This is a genomic window from Pseudomonas pisciculturae (assembly GCF_015461805.1).
Classification (GTDB): domain Bacteria; phylum Pseudomonadota; class Gammaproteobacteria; order Pseudomonadales; family Pseudomonadaceae; genus Aquipseudomonas; species Aquipseudomonas pisciculturae.
In genome coordinates this window covers 158,814-180,235 of the sequence record NZ_JACVZE010000001.1, presented here as the reverse complement: position 1 = coordinate 180,235, position 21,422 = coordinate 158,814, and the positions used below count along the sequence as shown (strand labels likewise).

13 protein-coding genes are annotated in these 21,422 nt (G+C 57.7%); 9 read left to right on the top strand and 4 right to left on the bottom strand.

Annotation, left to right across the window (positions count from 1 at the left end; all coding sequences use genetic code 11):
* Window positions 1-13: 13 nt before the first annotated feature.
* Window positions 14-643 carry an alpha/beta hydrolase gene (locus tag ICY20_RS00855; protein ID WP_159960632.1) on the bottom strand — a complete coding sequence of 210 codons (630 nt, stop codon included), beginning with the start codon at window positions 641-643 and terminating at the stop codon, window positions 14-16.
* Window positions 644-790: 147 nt separating this feature from the next.
* On the opposite strand from ICY20_RS00855, the gene ICY20_RS00850 reads away from it, so the two are divergent.
* Window positions 791-1,228, top strand: coding sequence for a YhcB family protein (locus tag ICY20_RS00850; RefSeq protein WP_032886236.1), 438 nt, complete (start codon window positions 791-793; stop codon window positions 1,226-1,228).
* A 195-nt stretch (window positions 1,229-1,423) separates the two neighbouring features.
* Here ICY20_RS00850 and ICY20_RS00845 read toward each other — a convergent pair whose 3' ends face one another.
* The 3 genes from ICY20_RS00845 to ICY20_RS00835 all read right to left on the bottom strand — a co-directional run bounded on the left by ICY20_RS00845 (window position 1,424) and on the right by ICY20_RS00835 (window position 5,074).
* Complete coding sequence (locus ICY20_RS00845; protein ID WP_194936746.1) at window positions 1,424-3,148, bottom strand: ABC transporter ATP-binding protein/permease; 1,725 nt, start codon at window positions 3,146-3,148, stop codon at window positions 1,424-1,426.
* A 110-nt stretch (window positions 3,149-3,258) separates the two neighbouring features.
* Window positions 3,259-3,819: a response regulator transcription factor gene (locus ICY20_RS00840; RefSeq protein WP_003171731.1), complete on the bottom strand. Its 561-nt coding sequence runs from the start codon at window positions 3,817-3,819 to the stop codon at window positions 3,259-3,261.
* A complete protein-coding gene (locus tag ICY20_RS00835) occupies window positions 3,812-5,074 on the bottom strand; it encodes an ATP-binding protein (RefSeq protein ID WP_122487508.1) in 1,263 nt (420 codons plus the stop codon). Before ICY20_RS00835 ends, ICY20_RS00840 begins: the two co-directional genes overlap by 8 nt.
* Before the next feature lie 294 nt (window positions 5,075-5,368).
* On the opposite strand from ICY20_RS00835, the gene ICY20_RS00830 reads away from it, so the two are divergent.
* The 8 genes from ICY20_RS00830 to ICY20_RS00795 all read left to right on the top strand — a co-directional run bounded on the left by ICY20_RS00830 (window position 5,369) and on the right by ICY20_RS00795 (window position 21,369).
* Complete coding sequence (locus ICY20_RS00830) at window positions 5,369-7,729, top strand: dermonecrotic toxin domain-containing protein (protein WP_194936745.1); 2,361 nt, start codon at window positions 5,369-5,371, stop codon at window positions 7,727-7,729.
* Between the two features lie 119 nt (window positions 7,730-7,848).
* A complete protein-coding gene (locus ICY20_RS00825) occupies window positions 7,849-8,559 on the top strand; it encodes an SIMPL domain-containing protein (protein ID WP_194936744.1) in 711 nt (236 codons plus the stop codon).
* Window positions 8,560-8,974: 415 nt separating this feature from the next.
* On the top strand, window positions 8,975-12,604 hold the full coding sequence (locus ICY20_RS00820; protein ID WP_194936743.1) for a dermonecrotic toxin domain-containing protein: 3,630 nt from the start codon (window positions 8,975-8,977) through the stop codon (window positions 12,602-12,604).
* 114 nt (window positions 12,605-12,718) lie between these two features.
* On the top strand, window positions 12,719-14,320 hold the full coding sequence (locus ICY20_RS00815; protein WP_194936742.1) for an ABC transporter substrate-binding protein: 1,602 nt from the start codon (window positions 12,719-12,721) through the stop codon (window positions 14,318-14,320).
* A gap of 258 nt (window positions 14,321-14,578) precedes the next feature.
* Window positions 14,579-16,207 carry an ABC transporter substrate-binding protein gene (locus tag ICY20_RS00810; RefSeq protein ID WP_159960644.1) on the top strand — a complete coding sequence of 543 codons (1,629 nt, stop codon included), beginning with the start codon at window positions 14,579-14,581 and terminating at the stop codon, window positions 16,205-16,207.
* A 304-nt stretch (window positions 16,208-16,511) separates the two neighbouring features.
* The gene (locus ICY20_RS00805) at window positions 16,512-18,116 is read left to right on the top strand and encodes an ABC transporter substrate-binding protein (RefSeq protein ID WP_194936741.1); all 1,605 of its coding nucleotides are present in this window, start codon (window positions 16,512-16,514) and stop codon (window positions 18,114-18,116) included.
* A 170-nt stretch (window positions 18,117-18,286) separates the two neighbouring features.
* Window positions 18,287-19,690 carry an OprD family porin gene (locus tag ICY20_RS00800; RefSeq protein ID WP_194936740.1) on the top strand — a complete coding sequence of 468 codons (1,404 nt, stop codon included), beginning with the start codon at window positions 18,287-18,289 and terminating at the stop codon, window positions 19,688-19,690.
* Window positions 19,691-19,770: 80 nt separating this feature from the next.
* Window positions 19,771-21,369 (top strand): ABC transporter substrate-binding protein, encoded by a 1,599-nt coding sequence (locus ICY20_RS00795; RefSeq protein ID WP_194936739.1) that lies wholly within the window; start codon window positions 19,771-19,773, stop codon window positions 21,367-21,369.
* Window positions 21,370-21,422: the final 53 nt, after the last annotated feature.

The following is a 21,422-nucleotide window of genomic DNA, read 5'->3' as shown; positions in this document are numbered from 1 at the left end:
TATCAGACTGCTATCAATTCGAGAGGCGCGGCAGCACCAGATCCTTGAGGTCGGTGAGCTTGCCATGAAAAAAGTGCCCGCATTCTGCCACTTTCAGCAGCTCATGGGGGCGATTCAAGGCCGCGGACCAGTCGTAGACGGTCTGTGGGTCGACCACTTCGTCGGTTTCCGGCTGGATCAGGGTCAGTGGGCAGCCTTGGGGCAGTACATCGGTGTCGCGCAGGCGCATCACCGCAGCAGCCACCATGAACAGGTGCGCGAGTTGTTCGCCCTTGGCTTCGAGACGCCCGCCGAGACTTGCTGCAACATAACCGCCGAAAGAGAAACCCAGCAAAGTGATCGGCAGGTCCGGGTGTTTTTCCCGCAGCCAGGTGGCCGCCGCTTCGGCATCGTCCACTTCGCCGGTGCTCATGTCGTGGGTACCGGCGCTCGCGCCTACGCCCCGGTAATTGAAACGCAAAGTAATCAAACCGGCATCGCGGGCGGTGCGTTGCAGGGTCGATACGACTTTATTGAGCATGGTCCCACCCTGCACCGGGTTGGGGTGGCAGATCAGCGCCAGGCCACGTGGCTCGGGGTGGTCCAGGTACAGGGCTTCCAATTGGCCTACCGGGCCATCGATCAAAACGGGGGTTTCACGCATGAGCAAGGAATGAACTCCGTGACCTCTCAAAGGGTCGACTCGTCTAGCTAAAAGTCTGTGCATGGCATCATTGCGAGCTTAATCGCGGTATACAGCGCAGGTTTGAGCCGTTAACGTAAAGCAAAGCCGTTTATAGAGGAAGGACTCGTGGAACACTCGCTCTTAGTTTGGTTGTTGCCGACTCTCGCCCTGGTTGCCGGTGTCGCCATTGGTTTCCTGGTTGCCCGCTTGCTGCCGAATGCCGCGCCTAACCGCACGCAGCGTCAGTTGGATGACATTCAGGAACGTTTTGACAGTTATCAGAACGAGGTTGTTACCCACTTCAATAGCACCGCGAACCTGGTCAAGAAGCTCACCCAGAGCTACCAGGAAGTGCAAGATCACCTCGCCGATGGCGCTAACCGCCTGGCCCTCGACGACATTACCCGCCAGCGCCTGCTGGCTGCGCTGCATTCCGATGCACCGCAAACCCCACGGGAGCGCCTGACCCCGCCACGGGAAAACCAGGAGCCACCACGGGACTACGCGCCAAAAACGCCGAACGCCCCAGGGATGCTGGATGAGCATTACGGTTTGAAGAAGTAAGCTTTCTTCAAGCACTAAAAAGCCCGGCTGATCGATGATCAGCCGGGCTTTTTGTTGGGGGCTCATTCTCAAAGAACACTGGAGACCCAATGTGGGAGCTGGCTTGCCTGCGATAGCGACGGGTCAGCTTGCTCATCTGTCGCTGATACACCGCTATCGCAGGCAAGCCAGCTCCCACATTGATTGAGTACAGCCTTAGACGGGGTGTTGCTCCTGCAACAACCCACCCTCGATCCGCACATGCCGCCCATGGAAGCGCTTGAGGCTGCTGCGATGCCCCACGCTCACAATGCTCAACCCCGGCAATTGATCGATCAACGCCTGATACAACGTCGCCTCATCCTCTTCATCCATGGCCGACGTCGCTTCATCCATGTACAGCCACTGCGGCGCGAACAATAAAGCACGGGCAAACGCCAACCGTTGCTGCTCACCCGGCGAGAGCATGCGTTGCCAGTGGTTGGCCTCGTCAAGACGGCTGATCAGATGCGGCAAGCGGCACGTCTCAAGCACCTGTGCATAACGTTCTGCCGGGTAAACGCTGTCGTCCTGTGGATAACTCAACACGGCCTTCAACGTACCAATCGGCAGGTAAGGCTTTTGCGGCAAGAACAGGTAGCGCGCCGCCGGCAGGCGAATACTGCCGTGCCCCGCTGGCCAGAGGTGGCCCATCGCACGCAGCAAGGTGCTTTTGCCACTGCCCGACCGCCCACTGAGCATCACCCGCTGGCCGGGTTCAACGCTCATGTCGGCATCGGCCAGCAAGTGACGGCCATCGGCCAGGTCCATACCCAAGCCCTGCACCACCAGGCGTTCGCCTTCAGGGCGTACATCGATTGCCGGTGGGCGCTGCTCGTTGTCACTCATCGCTTGGTGGAAGCTGAGCAAGCGATCACTGGTGGCGCGCCACGACGCCAGGTCCGAATACGCGCTGATAAACCAGCTGAAGTTCTCCTGCACATTGCCAAACGCCGAGTTGATTTGCATCAGCTCGCCCAGTTCAATCTTGCCGGTGAAGTAGCGCGGCGCGGCAACGATAAACGGAAAGATGATCGCAATCTGGCTGTAACCCGCAGTGAAGAAGGTCAAGCGCTTGGACACTTTCATGATGTCCCAGAAGTTGTGCCAGACCTTGCCGAAGCGTGCGCTCAAGCGCTGGTTTTCATTCGGCTCCCCGTTGTAAAGCGCAATGCTCTCGGCGTTTTCACGCACACGCACCATGGAGAAACGCAGGTCGGCTTCGAACCGTTGCTGGTTATTGCTCAGGCCGATCAAGCGACGGCCAATCAAGTGCGTCAGCCAACTGCCCACGGCGGCATACAGCAGCGCGCACCAGAACATGTAGCCAGGGATGGTGATGCCGAACACTTCGATACTGCCCGACACGCCCCACAAGATAATGGAGAACGACACCAGGCTGACCACATTGCGCAGCAAACCAAGGCCCAGGCTCAAGGTGCTGGACGTGAAGTTGTTGAGGTCTTCGGAGATCCGCTGGTCCGGGTTATCGGTATAGCCGCCCTGCTCCAACTGGTAGTAGTTCTTGTGGGCGAGCCAACGAGCGAAATGCTTTTCGGTGAGCCAGGCACGCCAGCGGATGGTCAGCATCTGGGTCAGATAAGATCGGTACACCGCGCCCAAAATCGCCACGGCAGCGATCCCGCAGAAATAACCGATCAGTTGCCAGAAGGCCGCGGTGTCCTTCTTTTCCAGGGCGTTGTAGAAGTCTTTGTACCAGTGGTTGATCCACACGGAGATCGCCACGCTGAACAGCGACAGTGCAATGACCGCCACCAGTAGCAGCCAGGCCTTACCCTTCTCTTCACTGCGCCAATAGGGCGTGATCATCGCCCAGGTTCGGCGAAAGAATCGCCCACGCACCGCGTCATTGACCGCGGAGTACTCAGCGTTCTGATTCATCGTTCAGGCTCTGTAAGAAAATGTGACAGGCGTTTGAACCGATCATAGATGATCGGTTCGGCGCGCCGTGCGGCCTGAAGCAGACTGTTCAGCTGATGTTCAGATACGGCTCAGCGACGTACCGGACGCTTCTGCAACTTGCGCTGCAAGGTGCGGCGGTGCATGCCCAGGGCACGGGCAGTGGCAGAGATATTGCCTTCGTGCTCGGTGAGCACACGCTGGATGTGTTCCCACTGCAAGCGGTCTACCGACATCGGGTTTTCCGGCACCAGGGTGTCAAGGTCGGCGTGCTCGGACAGCAAGGCGGCCAGCACGTCGTCAGCATCCGCCGGCTTGCACAGGTAGTTGCAGGCGCCGCGCTTGATGGCTTCGACGGCGGTGGCGATGCTGGAGTAACCGGTGAGGATCACCACGCGCATTTCCGGGTCGAGTTCCAGCAGCTTGGGCAACAGCACCAGGCCCGAGTCGCCGTCCATTTTCAGGTCGAGGGCGGCGTAGTCCGGCAGGTCGGCCTGGGCGATAGTCAGGCCTTCTTCGGCAGAACCTGCGGTGCTGACGCGGAAACCGCGACGGCTCATGGCCCGCGCCATCACGCGGGTAAAGGTGGCGTCGTCATCTACCAGCAACAGGTGCGGCAGTTCTTCGCCTTCGACTTGGATCTCGTCACTCATCGATATCTCCTCGTGCGACACGGGGCAGGCGCAGCTCGGTGAGCGTGCCGCCTTCCTCATGACTATAGAGCTTCACTGAGCCGCCCGCGCGGGTCACGCTGGCCTTGCTCAAAAACAGGCCGAGGCCGAAGCCTTTGCCCTTGGTGGTAAAAAACGGTTTGCCGATCTGCTCGGCAATGGCCAACGGCACGCCGGCGCCGTGGTCGCGAATGCTGATGGTCACGTCTTCGGCGTCCCAGTCCAACTGTACGCCCAAGCCTTCAGGGCAGGCGTCGGCGGCGTTGTTCAGCAGATTCAGCAGCGCCTGGGTCAGGTCCGGCGGCGGCGCCATGCGCGGCACCGTGCCTTGGCCGAGCAGATTGAAGCGATAACTGGCCTCGGGACGCATCAGGTGCCAGCGGTTGAGGGCTTCATCGAGCCACTGGGTGACGTCCTGCATCTCGACCGCCAGGCGACGATTGGCTTCAGCGGCGCGTACCAGTTGCTGCAAGGTCTGCTTGCACTGTTTGACCTGTTCACGCAGCACGCCGAGGTCTTCTTGCAGCGCCGGGTCGTGATGGTCCTGGGTCATTTCGTTGAGCAATACGCTCATGGTGGCCAACGGCGTGCCCAGCTCATGGGCGGCGCCGGCGGCCTGGGTGGCGACAGCCAGCAGTTGCTGGTCGCGCAGGCCTTCTTCACGGCGAATGGCGCGCAGCTCTTCCTGGCGGCGCAGTTCTTCGGCCATGCGTGCGGCAAAAAAGGTAATAACGGCAGCGGAGAGGGCGAAACTCAGCCACATCCCGTAGATCTGCAGGTTTTCCCGTGCGATCGGGAAGGTTTGCAGCGGATAGAAGCGCGCCAGCAACAGGGTGTACAGCGCCAGCGCGATACCCGACAACGCAACCGAATAACGCCATGGCAACGTCACTGCGGCGATGGTCAGTGGCACCAGGTAATAAGAAACAAACGGGTTGGTGGAACCCCCGGAGAAATACAGCAACACACTGTGGATAAACAGGTCGCAGGCCAGTTGCAGGGCGTATTCCAGCTCAGTTACCGGCCACGTGGTGCGCAGCCGAATAGCCGTGAATACACACAGCACAATGGAGAACCCGAGGGTCACGCCCAATTGCAGCCAGGGCAACGGCAACAGGTCGAACCAATAGGCGAGCCCCACGGAGCCGGCCTGTGCGGCCAGTACCAGGGTACGGATGAACGTCAGGCGCCAGAGGTTCTGGCGTGTGGCGGAAGTCAGTTTTACGGCGGCGAGCATGAGCTCTCCCGGTGAGCGCTGCAGGCAGATCGCAGAGAGTATAACCAACACACGAGGACGGCAGTGCACGTGCGGCAAACCGCCACAGACGCCTCGGCCACATATTCTGCGGCATTCGCTCAGGAACCGTCATTCACCGGATGCCACCCAAGTGCCCAAGCCCAGATTGATGGGCGAGTGTATTTTCAACCGCCCAGGATATGACTTATGAGTGTAAATGCTACTTTATCCGCTCACCGATCCTACACAAATGACCCCCGCTCAGGCGCCACGCAAGGTCGGCAGAAACGCGCGTTGGATCAAAATCCTCCCGACGAGCAGTTATTGATCCAAACCCTTAAGCCGAGGGCCTTCAATGCCGGTGGCACTGACTACGACCTGATCAGCGTTAACCCCGATCCAGGCAAAACCGTCGGGGCGGGTGAAAAGATCGCTACACCTGTCGTTTTAGGCCCCAATCTCGATATCGACAGCTACGCCGAACACCTGGCCAGGGATTTTAAGACCGCGACACAGGATGCCGCGCGGACCGTCAAGCAAATGTTCAAGCAAACATGGAACCTGGACATCGACCCAGACAACACTTACCTGGCCACCTTCGATTACAACACCACGGGAGCGCCACCCTACCCCGCCAAGCTCGTCAAGCAGATCAGCCTGACGCAAGCCATGCTCAAAAATGCCCAAGACACGCCAACCGGCAACGGCGTATTGGTGCCCCACTACACCGGTGGCCCGACCGTGAGGCTGGTCGACAACCTGCCACGGGTGGCTCCAGGTACATTCGATTTGGCCGATCGTATAAACCCAGGACGCGAGTCCGCACATATCACTCATACCTATCAAGGCATCTATAGCGCCGCAGCCGTTGGCAGTTCACAGGCCTATGGCGCTTCGACCCAACTGCCCGTGTCACCTCACGCATTCAAGGCACAGATTTGGAGCACCGACTTCCACCGTCCGCACACCGAGTTTCTGAATACGTTCTGGGACAGCCATGACCGCAAGTACCCCATCGTGGCTAAAGCGGCGCTCGTCAAGGCGGCGGACGCACAACACCAGGCGGGCAGCCTTACGTTGCAAGACAAGCAGTTGGTCATGCGCGCAACCGGGCTGGCCGCCAGCACACAGGCTTGGGCTGACATCTTGCTCACCGACTTGATGCTACCCACGCCAACGGATCCTGGGCTGGAGGTGGGGCTGCTGAGACTGGGTCGCTATGAATCGACCGACCTGATGGTCATTACCGACAAAACGACGCGCCTGGACGCCGACCGCAAGCCGATCAACCGGACACTGCTCTACATTCCGGGCAACTCTTCGCCAATTCATGCCTTTGACAGCGTTGATCAGATGAAGCACTGGCTTGCACGCCAGGCGGCCGAGCCAGCAAAGCTCAAAGCATTGGAGTCGCATTTCAAACATGACGACTTGAAAGGCAGCGTGTGGCATTCCGGCGTCAATGAAACGCTGCACGGCCTGGCCAACTGGCCAAAGCCTGGCCGCCGTTATACCTGGGACCCGTCACAGACCTTGGGGATACAAAGCTACAACCCAACGGGGCGGGCAAACGCAGGAGCCGATATCGACACCACAGGGGATGTCTTTCAACAGATCAGCGAGCGCCAACGCCTGCGCTCGTACGCTGACGCCCGAGAGCAGATCACCACTGACGCCGACGTGGTTAAAGCCAATATCCTGTCTGGGCTGAGCAAAGCGGCGATGGTAGCCATGCTGTTCGCGCCGCTGGCCATTGCCATCCCTGAAGTCGCGCTGGCGCTGGATGCGCTGTACATCGCTTCGGGAATCACCGAAGCCGGGGTCGGGGCAGATGACATGGCCAAAGGTCGGCCCGGCGGCACCGAACACGTGATCTTTGGCGTACTTAACGCCGCACTGCCCGTCGCCACGCGCGTGGCGGGCCAGGCCCGCAAGGTGGTTGAGGAAGGCACCGTGCTCGACGCGCAACGCCCCACCGAGCAGCCACGGGCACCTGCCCCCTTTGAGCGAGACCCGATCACTCTGGATATTGACAATGAGCTGCCGGCCCAAACCCACTCGCCAGCACCCGCGACATCCGTCACCGAAACCCTGTCAGAGGACGGCGAACTCGTCACACTCACGGGCACCAAGGACAACCTTAAAAGAGTCGAAGACAACCTCTACACCTTCGCCGACATGAACAAAAAAGGCACTCAGCATCGGCTCAACATCATCGGCCACGGTGACGGCACGCACATCTACTACAAGGGCCGCAAACACACCCCACAAGGCCTGTTCGACACACTCAAGCGCAACGGTATTTTCCCACAGCACTACGACAATATCCGCCTGCTGAGTTGTTACTCAGGCAAGCTCGGCGAGAACTCTTTCGCCGCCGAGTTTCAGCGGCTCACCGAACGCCCGGTAAAGGGTTACATCGGTGAAGTGACTGCCCGGTACTCTGCCGAAAAAATAGTGGGCGACCCGGAAGTTATTTATCAGAGCGGCGAGGACCCGGTTTACATCGACCAACCCACAGACGACGACGGTGTAGAGAGCAAGGAATTCAAACCGGAAAAAAATAACCCTTATTGGGTATTCAAGAACCCCCTCAAATGGTGGACATTTGACTACAGGCCTGTGGTTTTCCCGCTGGCGGACGCTGCCCTCTAACCCGGAAAACCGCGCAGGTGCAATTTGTTTGAATTGTGTAAACCCGAAGAACCCGATGCCAGCGTCTACAGTCATACCGAACACGGCTATACCTACACAGCCACTATCAAGGAGCTCTCATGTCTCGTTTCACTCGCAGTGCAGCCGTTATCACCCTCGGCGTCGCCACCCTTGCCAGCCTTCCTGCGCTGGCCGCCGATGCGCTGAACTACAACCAGATTTCCCTGCGCGCGGAGGTCAGCCAGGAGGTAGCCCGCGACAAGATGATCGTGACCTTCTACACCGAGTCCCAGAACACCGACCCGGCCAAGCTCGCCGCCGAAATCACCACCACCATGAACAAGGCCCTGGCCCAAGCCCGAGAAGTCAACGGCGTGACCCTGCGCCAGGGCAGCCGTAACAGCTACCCGATCTACGACAACAAAACCCAGAAGATCACCGGCTGGCGTGAACGCGCCGAACTGCGCCTGGAAAGCGCAGACTTCCCGGCGCTGTCCAAGCTCACGGGCGAGCTGCTCAACACCCTGAAAATGGACAGCATGGACTTCGCCATCGCCGACGCTACGCGCAAATCCAGCGAAGACGCGCTGCTCAAGGACGCGGTTGCGGCGTTCAAGGCACGCGCCCAACTGGCCACCGATGCGTTGGGCGGCAAGGGCTACAAGATCGTCAACCTGAACTTCAACACCAACGGTTATCCACAGCCTTACGCGCGTGGCGGCATGATGATGAAAGCCGCAATGGCCGATTCAGCGCCGACGCCTGAAGTGGAAGCGGGCACCAGCCAGGTCAGCATGTCGGCAGACGGGGTCATTGAAGTACTTCAGTAAAAGTCCTACGAACACAAAGACGGTGCGCACTCAGGTGTGCGCCGTTTTTCATTTGCTGTCATCAGCGGTAACTGACAATAGCGCTTAATGATGGAGTTACTCGTCCAGTTTGCGACACACATCAATATCCACAGACTGACAAGGAGTGATCTGCGGGCGTGTATTCAAACCCAAGACGAGAACTCCAAAGATGACACCTTCTATCTTAAAGCAGCAGCCACTTCCTACCCTGCGACCCTCACCTGAACCTCGCGTAGACAACCCACCACATTCCGCCACGCTGCCTAACTCTCGCGCTCAAGGCGATAGCCAGTTGGTACAAAACTTCCTCAGCGTCCTCAAGTCCACAAGAGGGGAATATGCCGCGGCGGTTCAAATCCCCCCAAACTCCACCCTGGGCCAATGGCGAACCCAAATGGCAATTGCGCTGAAAGCCCCTGACTTTCAAGACTGGATCAAGAGCAAGGGCATTAACCCGGCGAGCATCGTCATTCTTCCCGACAGCAACTCAATTTCGGTGGGTTTGAATCACCAACGCGTGACTTTCAACCTGAACGATAACTCCGGATGGGCGGCTGTCGCGGCCCCCATACTGTCGGCAGGCAAAGTGCTCGCCAGTGGAGGCGGGGATACCGTTCACTTTAACGATGCCTTCAGCGATACATTTGAGCTGGGGAAGGTTGCACACTTCTACGGCTTGCCAGACCTGACAAAGGCTACGAGGGGCGAGCTTGAACGCACACGCACCTTCCCGCAGGTCGGGCAAACAGACGCCTTTCGATCACCCTCCCTACGCGGGAGTGAGGCGCTGGCCGAGCAACAACGTGCAGTTGCAGAGGCTTACAAACGCCATGCTGCCAACGCCAATCCCGCAGCGCCGGGTGATGAAGAACTGCTAGAAGGGTTTACTCGCCAATGGCAGAACAAGGTCGACGGCCAGCCCGTGGCCTTGATATCGATACCGCACCAGACCGTTCTGGGCCAATGGCTGGGGCTCTATCGAAACCTGTTTGAAGGCTCGACCGCCCAGAACTGGATGCGTGAGCAGAAAATCGATCCATCGACGGTAAAAATCGTGCCCTCCACTGGCAGTCTGTCTGCGAAAGTCGATGGGGCTTGGAAACAGTTTGAATTGACCGACACATCGGGCTGGAGACAAATTGCAGGGCCTTTGCTCGACGTGGCCAAAGTCATTGCGCCCGCCCCCAATCAATCACTGAGTCCGGCTTTCGGTACTGGGTTGATCGGGGCATCAATGAAGGTGGTCGCCGAGTTTTATGGAGAACGCAATACCGCCAATGCCGGTCAGAGCAAGCAGCGTATCGAGCAGTTGAACAGCCAGAAAACCTTCAACGCCCCTCTAAAACAAACACAATCGATACAAGCCCTTGAAACCCAGCGCGCTGCTGCCGAAACGTTCTATCCCCAGGCACCTGCCAAACTCGCTTACACAAAGCAGGCAATTGGCGTGACAGAAGCAATGCCAAACCTGCGGGCTGAGGCAAAAAAACTGGCAGAGAAAATCCTCAGGGAGCATTTGCCCGCAGATCAGTTGGCCAAACTTGAGCCATTGGATGCCGACAAACTGTACCTGCATCAGTTTCAGGGCGGCGTCACAGAGTCTCGTGCACGCTCAGGGTGGGAGCACCCCAATGAGGAACCTCACCAGTCCAGAACACTGACAGAAGCCGTGATGAGTAATTTCTCATGGCATGACCAGCTTCCTGGCGAGCTTGATGCAAACGGCGGGATTTACACCGAAGGTCCAGACCAAAGCAAGAACAAGGGATACGGTGCGCACAACGAATTCCCATTCAGCCCTTCGGTATTTATGAAGGGCGTAAAGGCTGCCAATTTCGAGGATATTGCGGACAAGAACAACAGCGAGTTCTGGACGAACCACGAAAGTGAATTTCGCTCAGTGGCGAAGGGCACATTCGTCGATAAGGCACGCCAGCAATTAAAGGCTTTTGAGGGTAAGTCTAAAACCGAACAGGCCCTGCAACCCGACGAACAAAAATTCACCCGCGATGACTACAAGTTGGTCATGGAGGCGGCGTCCAACGTTCCCGTAGATGAGAACGCTCCGGTGACCCTTGACCAGTTGCAGGTCGAGGCGCCAGCGAAAGGCAAACTACGGGCACATGTTTTCGACATCAACGGGTACCCAAGCAATATCATTCGATTCGCCGACCTGGATGACAACCAATACAGCTATGTGAACAACCGCCGGGACGGCAGGCAAGTTCTCTACATTCCTGGCGCCAACCCAGCATTTTTGCGCTTTGATTCGCTGAAGAAAATGGACGACTGGGTGGTCGCTCAAGCCAAGGACCCACGAAAACGCGAGGCCCTGGCATCGCACTTTTCTTCCTATAACCGCCAGGACGGTGGCGCTTTTGGCAAGTACGGTGTTGACTCATCTTTGGCTCACCTTGCCAGCGGCGATTGGGAAAACTGGGAAGGCAAAACCATTGACCGTGGCGACATCAAAATCGAAGGAGACGTCTTTACCCATCTGAAGGATGAGGCGAAGACTCGTATGAGCAGCGATGCCGATATCGCGATCAAATCCAACGGCGAGGTGCGCTGGGACACTTTTCTAAATGACGTGTCGGTTGGTGCTCAACTTCTCGCCAAATTGGCGCCTTTAGGTTGGCCCTTTGCCGCTGCTGCCGTTGCTACCGGTCTGACTGAAGTAGTCCTCGGGGTGAAAAAAGCCGCTTCAGGCGACACCGAGGCAGAACGCAAGGACGGTGCCTGGAAAGTGTTTGATGGCACGCTCAACACCTTGTTCTCGGCGGGCGCCAGTGGGGTGGCGAAAGATCCGTTTGAATTGCCTACAGAGCAACTGCCACCGTCAGAAAAACCCTCAGTCAACGTCGAGGAAGGCACACCCCGAGAGCCACGAACATACCCCCCAGAAAAACAGCCTGCCCCCGATGCACCTCGCGTCCGGACGCCGTCGTCGAGCCTGGTCAAAATGAGCGACTATGTTGTGCCTAGAGGCGAGGAGTACATCGCTAATGTCCAACCCGATGCCTTGGGTGTTTACCGATTGACAGGGAGCGAAGGTGAGCGCTGGCACTTTGTCCGCTACACCGATGAAACGGGCATTAGCCAAGTGTTTGAAATCGAAAACTGGTACAAGGCTGGCGACAGTACAAGTTCAATTGTTAATCCCAGCACCGCAATGGCAGTGATGAGAGTTCATCCTGGCCGCGATGGTGAGTGGGTACGGGCTCCGGGAGATGCCGGTATAAAGTGGCCTTGGAAGCGCCCGGTTTCGCCAACCCCCAGTGTTGATCTAAAGGCCCCTGCCACGTTTGCCAATGAGTTCCTCGAAGTCGATGGCACGCAAATGGCGGGGGCCGATAAGCTCGATAAAGTATTGAAAGCCAGCGAGGGAAGCCAGATCGAGCTCTCCACCATGAACTTTGAAGAAAACGGGGTCATTAGAAGAACGTTCAATGCGTTCTGGAAAGTCGACAAGAGTGAATTTGCCGTCGCGCCTGAAGAGCAAGCCCACATTACGGAACACAGTACAAGTGAGTACTCGGCGCCCTTTATCAAGGATCTCAATCGCAACCCTTACACCGTCACCACTACCGAAAACGGTGTGCGCGTGACCACGCGACTGGATGCCGCTGCAGACACGGCAGACGCTCTCAGCCAAAGAAGGTTGGCCCAGTTCGAGGCCGTAATCCCCGACGCCGATTTGCGCGCCCGGATCTCCGAAGTGGCCCACCAAGGCGCTATCGGACCCGGCGTTGCTGATTTGCACGGAATGAAACTGCAAGATGGCTACTACTTCGGGGCCAAGAATACCCAGTACCAGATTGAATACGACGCTTCGAAGAGCCTGACCAGAGTCCATGTCACTTCTGAAGGACACCTCTCCAACCCGGATCAAGACCTCACTAATGTCCCTGGTTATCAGGTAACCATCAAGAGAACCTTCACAATTCGGGAGGGTAACGGGTTGGAAAGTTCTTATGAAATCGACAAGGATGCTCCCACCACCATCGAGGTCCGCGCCTCGTAGAATCCACAAATCCGGCGAATCGCCCCTTACCTGACACACCTGAACGGCGGTAACCTCGGTGACCGCCGTTTTCGTTTGGGCAGCTTATCTATGCCTGCCATTTCAGGGGTCTCCATGGAAAGAATCACCTTCAAACCGCTGCTCCTCGCCGCTGGCCTGTTGGCCTTTATGCCGTTGGCCCAAGCGGCCAGCACCCTGGTCTACTGCTCCGAAGCCAGCCCCGCCGGTTTCGACCCCAGCCAGTACACCAGCGGTACCGATTTTGATGCGTCGGCCGAAACCGTGTTCAACCGCCTGACCCAGTTCAAGCGCGGGGGTACCGAAGTCGAGCCCGGCCTGGCGACACGCTGGGATGTGTCTAAAGACGGCCTGACCTACACCTTCCACCTGCGCGATGGCGTCAAGTTCCACACCACTGATTTTTTCACCCCTACCCGCGACTTCAACGCGGATGATGTGCTGTTCACCTTCAACCGCCTGCTGGATGCCGAGAGTCCGTTTCGCAAAGCCTACCCTTCCGAGTCGCCCTACTTCACCGACATGGGGCTGAACACCACGATCAAGAGCGTCGAAAAACTCGACGACCACAGCGTGCGCTTCAACCTCAATAATGTGGACGCCGCCTTCGTGCAAAACCTGGCGATGAGTTTTGCCTCGGTGCAGTCCGCCGAATACGCTGCCCAATTGCTCAAGCAGGGTACTGCCTCCGACATCAACCAAAAACCGGTGGGCACCGGCCCCTTCGTGTTCAAGCGCTACCAGAAGGATTCGCAGATTCGCTACGTGGCCAATAAACAGTATTGGAAACCCGAGGACGTGAAACTGGACAACCTGGTGCTCGCCATCACCCCCGACGCCGCCTCGCGCCTGCAAAAGCTCAAGGCCGGCGAATGCCAGGTCAGCGGCTACCCGCGCCCCGCCGATATCGATGTGATGAAACAAGACCCCAACCTGCGCGTGCTGCAACAAGCCGGTTTCAACCTGGGCTTTCTGGCCTACAACGTGACCCATCCCCCACTGGACCAGCTCAAGGTACGTCAAGCCCTGGACATGGCCATCGACAAGCCGGCGATCATCAAGGCGGTATACCAGAGCGCCGGGCAATTGGCGCAGAACGCGCTGCCTCCGGCGCAGTGGTCTTATGACCCTGCGATCAAGGACGCCCCCCATGATCCGACCAAGGCCAAGGCGCTACTAAAAGAAGCGGGGGTTGCACCTGGAACGACCATCAACCTATGGGCAATGACGGTTCAGCGCGCGTCCAACCCCAATGCGCGAATGTCAGCGCAGATGATCCAACAGGATTGGGAAAAAATCGGCATCAAGGCCAACATCGTCAGCTATGAGTGGGGCGAATACATCAAGCGCGCCAAAAATGGCGAGCACGACGCGATGATTTATGGCTGGACAGGTGACAACGGCGACCCCGATAACTGGCTGGGCGTGCTCTACAGTTGTGCTGCGGTCAAGGGCAGCAACTACGCCAAATGGTGTAACCCGGCCTACGACAAACTGGTGCAACAAGCCAAGGTGAGCAACGACCGTGAGCAGCGCATCAAGTGGTATCAACAGGCGCAGAAAATTCTTAAAGAACAAGTACCTATAACACCTATTGCGAACTCGACGGTTTTCCAACCGCTGCGCAAGGAAGTGAAGGACTTCAAGATCAGCCCCTTCGGCCTGACACCGTTCTACGGCGTGAGTCTAAATAAGTAACAGTGGCGCCCCAACCGAGTGCGATAGACGCCTCGGTTGTGCTTTTTTGGTGCGCTTGGCGCACCGAAAAAACCCTCTATATGTACGTAATTATGTACAAAGTTTCATAATTGCGACATTCCAGTACGTTCGTACCACTCTTTACCCCTCCTAACGGTTCTGCATCTTGCAATGGGTATGGCCCCTGCATAAGTATCCGCAGGCCGGCTCACGAGGTCGCCCTCACCACCAAAAATGACAACAAATCATGAGGCCAACATGCTTAAACACGCAGTCATTCCGTTAATTGTTAGCGCTGGCCTTATGGCCGCAGCCCCGTTCGCCCAAGCGGCGACTAACCTGGTGTTCTGCTCCGAAGGGAGCCCGGCCGGTTTTGATCCAGGCCAGTACACCACCGGAACAGACTTCGATGCCTCGGCCGAAACCATGTTCAACCGTCTTACCCAGTTCGAGCGCGGCGGCACCGCTGTGATTCCTGGGCTGGCCACTAGCTGGGATGTGTCCCCGGATGGCCTGACGTATACCTTCCACCTGCGCGACGGCGTGAAGTTCCACACCACCCCGTACTTCAAACCGACCCGTACCTTCAATGCTGATGACGTGCTGTTCACGTTCAACCGCATGATCAACAAGGACGAGCCGTTCCGCAAAGCCTACCCCACCGAATTCCCGTACTTCACGGACATGGGGATGGACACCAACATCAAGAACATCGAGAAAGTCGATGACCACACCGTCAAGTTCACCCTTGGCACTGTGGACGCGGCTTTCATCCAGAACCTGGCCATGAGCTTCGCTTCGATCCAGTCGGCTGAATACGCCGCCCAACTGTTGAAAGAAGGCAAGCCCGCAGACATCAACCAGAAGCCGATTGGCACTGGGCCGTTTGTGTTCAAGAGCTACCAGAAAGACTCGAACATCCGCTACACCGGCAACAAGGACTACTGGAAACCTGAAGACGTGAAGATCGACAACCTGATCTTCGCCATCACCACTGACCCGTCGGTGCGCATCCAGAAGCTCAAAAAGAATGAATGCCAAGTCACCCTGTTCCCACGTCCGGCCGACCTCAAGGCACTGGGCGAAGACAAAGACCTGAAACTGCCGAACCAGGCCGGTTTCAACCTGGGTTATATCGCTTACAACGTGATGGACAAGGTCAAGGGCAGCGATCAGCCAAACCCACTGGCCGACCTGCGCGTGCGCCAGGCCTTGGACATGTCGGTGAACAAGCAGCAGATCATCGACTCCGTATACCAGGGCGCCGGTCAACTGGCCGTCAACGCCATGCCGCCGACCCAATGGTCGTATGACACCACCATCAAGGACGCCAAGTTCGACCCTGAGAAAGCCAAGGCGCTGCTCAAGGAAGCCGGCGTCAAGGAAGGCACCGAGATCGTGCTGTGGGCCATGCCGGTTCAGCGTCCGTACAACCCGAACGCCAAGCTGATGGCTGAAATGCTGCAAAACGACTGGAAGAAGATCGGTCTGAACGTAAAAATCACCAGCTACGAGTGGGGCGAGTACATCAAGCGCTCCAAGGGTGGCGAGAACCAGGCCATGATCATTGGCTGGAGCGGTGACAATGGTGACCCGGACAACTGGCTCAACGTGCTGTTCGGCTGCGACTCGCTGAGCGGTAACAACTTCTCCAAATGGTGCGACAAGAAATTCGATGGCATCGTAAAAGAAGCCAAGGCCACTTCGGATGTCGCCAAACGCACCGAGCTGTACAAGCAGGCGCAACATATCCTCAAAGATGCAGTCCCGATGACACCTATCGCGCACTCGACGGTGTATCAACCCATGCGCAACACCGTACAGGACTTCAAGATCAGCCCGTTTGGTCTGAACTCCTTCTACGGCGTGAGCGTCAGCGGCAAGTAAGGGTCATTGGCGGCGACGTTTCATAACGTCGCCGTTATTGCATCCGCCCAGACCGTAGGAAACAGACCACATTCGCACTCGTTGCTTCCTACAGCAACGAACCGCGATCTATGTCTCTATTGCCTACAAGGTCAGTCCGATTTTGCGCATTTACTGCGAAGCCCACGACCCATAACGTCGTAGGACAGCAGAGGCGCTAATTGAGGAAGGGCACTTGCTATGCGTGGGATCAGTGATGTCACCCTGTCTGAAAGGTCGGGAGATTGCTCACTGATAACGACTACAAACAAGGATCGGGATTGTCATGCGCCATACCACCGTTCTATCCGCAATCTTTGGCACCAGCCTGTTGGCTGTGGCCATGATGGGCCACGCCGCCGACAAGAAGAGCCTGGTGTTCTGCTCTGAAGGCAGCCCGGCAGGCTTTGATACCGCGCAATACACCACCGCCACCGACAATGATGCGGCCGAGCCGCTGTACAACCGTCTGGTCGAGTTTGAAAAAGGCGCAACCAACGTAGTGCCTGCGCTGGCGACCAAGTGGGATATTTCCGAAGACGGCCTGACCTACACCTTTCACCTGCGTGAAGGGGTGAAATTCCACAGCAACAAGGAATTCAAGCCGACGCGGGACTTCAACGCCGACGACGTGCTGTTCACCTTCAACCGCATGCTTGACGCCGATCAGCCGTTTCGCAAGGCCTACCCCACCGAGTTTCCGTACTTCAACGGGATGAGCCTGAACAAGAACATTGCCAAGGTCGAGAAAACCGGCCCGCACACCGTGGTGATGACCCTCAACACGGTTGACGCCGCGTTTGTGCAGAACATCGCCATGAGCTTCGCCGCGATTTTGTCGGCCGAATACGCCGAGCAGTTGCTCAAGTCAGGCAAACCCAGCGACATCAACCAGAAGCCGATCGGCACCGGCCCGTTTGTGTTCCAGCGCTATCAGAAGGATTCGCAGATCCGTTATGTGGCCAACAAGCAGTACTGGGACCCAAGCAAAGTGCAGCTGGACCAACTGATCTTCGCCATCAACACCGACGCCTCAGTGCGGGTGCAGAAGCTCAAGGCCGGCGAGTGCCAGGTCACCCTGCACCCACGCCCGGCTGACGTCGACGCCCTCAAGGCCGACCCGAATCTGCAACTGCTGACCAAGCCAGGCTTCAACCTCGGCTATATCGCCTACAACGTGCGCCACAAGCCATTCGACCAGCTCGAAGTGCGCCAGGCGCTGGACATGGCGGTGAACAAGCAGAGCATCCTGAACGCCGTGTACCAGGGCGCGGGGCAACTGGCGGTCAACGCCATGCCACCGACGCAGTGGTCTTACGACGAGACCATCAAGGACGCCGCCTACAACCCGGAAAAAGCCAAGGAGTTGCTCAAGGCTGCCGGCGTGAAGGAAGGCACCGAGATCACCCTCTGGGCGATGCCGGTGCAGCGGCCCTACAACCCCAACGCCAAGCTGATGGCCGAGATGCTGCAAAGCGACTGGGCCAAAATCGGCCTCAAGGTCAAGATCGTCAGCTACGAGTGGGGCGAATACATCAAGCGCACCAAGAACGGTGAGCACGATATCAGCCTGATCGGCTGGACCGGTGACAACGGTGACCCGGACAACTGGCTGGGCACCCTGTACAGCTGCGACGCCATCGGCGGGAACAACTACTCCATGTGGTGTGACCCGGCGTACGACAAGCTGATCAAGCAAGCCAAGGTCGTGACCGACCGCGAACAACGGACTGTTCTGTACAAACAGGCGCAGCAACTGCTCAAGCAGCAGGTGCCGATCACGCCCGTCGCCCACTCAACGGTTAACCAGCCGTTAAGCGTGAAAGTCGAAGGTTTCAAAGTGAGCCCCTTCGGCCGCAACGTGTTCTCGGGCGTCAGTATCACACCATAAGAAAATAACCGGATTGCGCAAGGCGAACACCGCCTTGCTGCAAACGTGCGGCCTTTTTTTAGGAATTTTCCTACGGCAAACGTTTGCAATAGCTTGAACGAGTTCCACACCCAATAGCCGGATCACCAAAAAAGACCGGCATATAAAAGAGAACCAAAGGAGCTTCACCCATGAAACTGAGCAGCAAAGCGCTTCTGGCCCTGGCCATCGGCAGCATCACGGCCACCGCCTACGCTGAACCCGCCAGCCAGGAATTCGTTCCTACCACCCTGGCCGGCGCCAGCGCCCAAAGCGAGGCCAAAGGCTTTATCGAAGATTTCAGCCTGGGCGGCACCACGCGTAACTGGTACTCCCATGAAAGCAAATACCGCGGGGGCACCTTCAGCTACAAAGAGCACGGTGTCACCAAGACCGACCGTAACCGTACCAACTGGGTACAGGGCACCATCCTCAACGCCAGCTCGGGTTTCACCCAGGGCACCGTCGGTGTGAAAACCGAAGTAGCGGTGTACAACGCACTGGTGCTGGACCGCAGCCGTCGTGATATCAAGGGCTCGTCCAACCGTACCCTGGCGCACGAAAATGGCGACGCTGTAGACCAGTGGAGCAAACTGGGCCTGGCCAACGTGCAGTTCCGTGTATCGAACACCACGCTGACCGCCGGTCGCCAAAATTTCAGCACGCCAATTGTCGACAACATCGGCAACCGTGCCCTGCCGTCGAGCTTCGAGGGCGTGAGTTTCAACAGCGAAGAATTCTCCAACCTGTCGTTCCAGGGCGGCGTGTTCGACCGCGTTTCGCCGCGTACCGAACAGAGCCTGTCTAAATTCCGTTCCGAGTACAGCGACGGCGGTGCAAACGGCGCGACGACCGATAAGGTCTACACCCTGGGTGCCAACTACCAGCCGTTCAAGAGCCTGAAGACCAGCGTCTTCGGCGCCAACGTCAAGGACTTCTGGAACCAGTACTACTTCGGCGCGACCCACGAGTTGGGTGACAGCCAGATCCTGGCCCTGACCACCAGCCTGAACTACTACAAGACCGTAGACGAAGGCAAAAAGCTGATGGGGGAGATCGACAACAACACCTACTCCCTGTCCTTTGGCCTGGCTCACAAAGCGCACAGCCTGACTTTCGCTTATCAGGCAGTGGACGGTAACGAGTACTTCGACTACCTGCACGAAACCAACGGTATCTACCTGGCCAACTCCCTGACCTCGGACTTCAACGGCCCGAACGAGAAGTCCTTCCAGGTGGCCTACGGTCTCAACATGGCCGAATACGGCGTGCCAGGCCTGAAGTTCAACGTTTACTCGGCACGCGGCTGGGGCATTGACGGTACTCACTACAACAGTGGCAACGGCACACTCGGCTACGGCGCGCAGATCAAGACCCAGGATGGCGAGAAGCATCAGGAATACGGCATCGGCACCAGCTACGCTATCCAGAGCGGCCCGCTCAAGGCCACCGCGATTCGCGCCACCTACGTCGAACACCGTGGCAGCGCAAATCAATCTGACGGCTCCATCAAAGAGTTCCGTCTGGTTACCACTATCCCGTTCAACATTCTTTAATTAGCACCAGGTAAACGGCGGGCTCAGGACGAGCCCGCCGTTTACGCTTGTCTGGTCCCATCGATTGCAGAGGGCTCCGAATGAAAATGCTCCCGCTACAAGCCGCCATGGCCGCTGCGCTGTTGAGCGTGGCTGTCGGCATTTCGGCCAAACCGCTGGTGGTCTGCACCGAAGCCAGCCCGGAGGGTTTCGACCCGGTGCTGTACACCACGGCCGTGACCGCTGATGCCGCTGCCGAAACCATGTTCAACCGCCTGGTGGACTTCAAGCCTGGCACCACTGAAGTGGTTCCTGCACTGGCCAAGGCCTTGCCGGAAATCAGCGCCGATGGCCTGACCTACACCTTTCACCTGCGTGACGACATCAAGTTCCACACCACCGACTACTTCAAACCCACGCGCAATATGAATGCCGACGACGTGCTTTGGAGCTTCCAGCGCCAGCTGGACCCGAATCACCCGTGGCATAAGAAGTCCCTCGTGGGCTATCCATACTTCGAAAGCATGGGCTTCAAGGAACTGCTCAAGAGCGTAGAGAAGACTGACGATCACACCGTGGTCTTTACCCTGACCCGTCCCGAAGCGCCGTTCTTGGCCGACCTGGGAATGGCATTTTCTTCAATTCACTCGAAGGAATACGCCGACCAGTTGCTCAAATCCGGCAAGACCGAAGACCTCAACGCCAAGCCCATCGGTACTGGCCCGTTCGTCTTCACCCGTTATCAGAAAGACGCCCAGGCACGGTTCAAGGCCAACCCGGACTACTTCCGTGGCAAGCCGCAGGTCGATCCGCTGATTCTCGCGATCAGCACCGATAACAACGTGCGCCTGCAGAAGCTCAAAGCCAACGAATGTCAGATCGCGTTGTTCCCCAAGCCGGATGACATTCCCAGCATCAAGAAAGACCCGAACCTGAAAGTCGATGAGCTGGCGGCGATGACCACCAGCTACACCGCGTTGAACACCACCCACAAGTACATGAGCGACCCACGGGTACGCCACGCCATCAACATTGCATTCGACAAGGCCGGCTACACCGAAGCCCTGTTCGGCAAAGGCAATGCAGTGGTGGGTACCGGCCCTTATCCGCCGACCTTGCTGGGTTTCAGCGACAAGCTTAAAAACCCGCCCCGCGACCTGGACAAGGCCCGCGCCCTGCTCAAGGAAGCTGGCGTACCGGAAGGCACCGAATTCACCCTGTTTACCCGCAACGGTGGCGGCCCGACCAACCCCAACCCGATGCTCGGCGCCCAGCGCATGCAGGCAGACTTGGCGCAGGTCGGCTTGAAGGTGAATATCAAAGTCATGGAATGGGGCGAGATGCTCAAGCGTGCCAAAAACGGTGAGCACGACATGGTTTCGGCGGGCTGGGTGGGCGATAACGGCGACCCGGACAACTTCCTGACGCCCAACCTGAGTTGCGATGCGGCTAAAAACGGCGAAAACTACGCCCGCTGGTGTAATAAAGAGTTTCAGGCCTTGATCGACAAGGCGCGCGCCGTCGCTGAACCCGGCCAGCGCGCTGCACTCTATGAACAAGCACAAGACGTTTTCGAAAAAGACCAACCCTGGCTTCCCATGGCTTATCCGAAACTGTTCACGGCAATGCGCAAAAACGTAGAAGGCTTCCAACAAAGCCCTCTGGGTACAAATAACTTCGCCACCACCCAGGTGAAGTAAATAAGAAAAACGCTCGGCACCGCCCACCTGGGCAGTGCCGAACTTGCCTAACC

Coding starts and splice junctions, on each gene's coding strand:
- ICY20_RS00855 (WP_159960632.1), bottom strand. CDS start 643: ATGCGTGAAACCCCCGTTTTGATCGATGGCCCGGTAGGCCAATTGGAA.
- ICY20_RS00845 (WP_194936746.1), bottom strand. CDS start 3,148: ATGAATCAGAACGCTGAGTACTCCGCGGTCAATGACGCGGTGCGTGGG.
- ICY20_RS00840 (WP_003171731.1), bottom strand. CDS start 3,819: ATGAGTGACGAGATCCAAGTCGAAGGCGAAGAACTGCCGCACCTGTTG.
- ICY20_RS00835 (WP_122487508.1), bottom strand. CDS start 5,074: ATGCTCGCCGCCGTAAAACTGACTTCCGCCACACGCCAGAACCTCTGG.
- ICY20_RS00825 (WP_194936744.1), top strand. CDS start 7,849: ATGTCTCGTTTCACTCGCAGTGCAGCCGTTATCACCCTCGGCGTCGCC.
- ICY20_RS00820 (WP_194936743.1), top strand. CDS start 8,975: ATGGCAATTGCGCTGAAAGCCCCTGACTTTCAAGACTGGATCAAGAGC.
- ICY20_RS00815 (WP_194936742.1), top strand. CDS start 12,719: ATGGAAAGAATCACCTTCAAACCGCTGCTCCTCGCCGCTGGCCTGTTG.
- ICY20_RS00810 (WP_159960644.1), top strand. CDS start 14,579: ATGCTTAAACACGCAGTCATTCCGTTAATTGTTAGCGCTGGCCTTATG.
- ICY20_RS00805 (WP_194936741.1), top strand. CDS start 16,512: ATGCGCCATACCACCGTTCTATCCGCAATCTTTGGCACCAGCCTGTTG.
- ICY20_RS00800 (WP_194936740.1), top strand. CDS start 18,287: ATGAAACTGAGCAGCAAAGCGCTTCTGGCCCTGGCCATCGGCAGCATC.
- ICY20_RS00795 (WP_194936739.1), top strand. CDS start 19,771: ATGAAAATGCTCCCGCTACAAGCCGCCATGGCCGCTGCGCTGTTGAGC.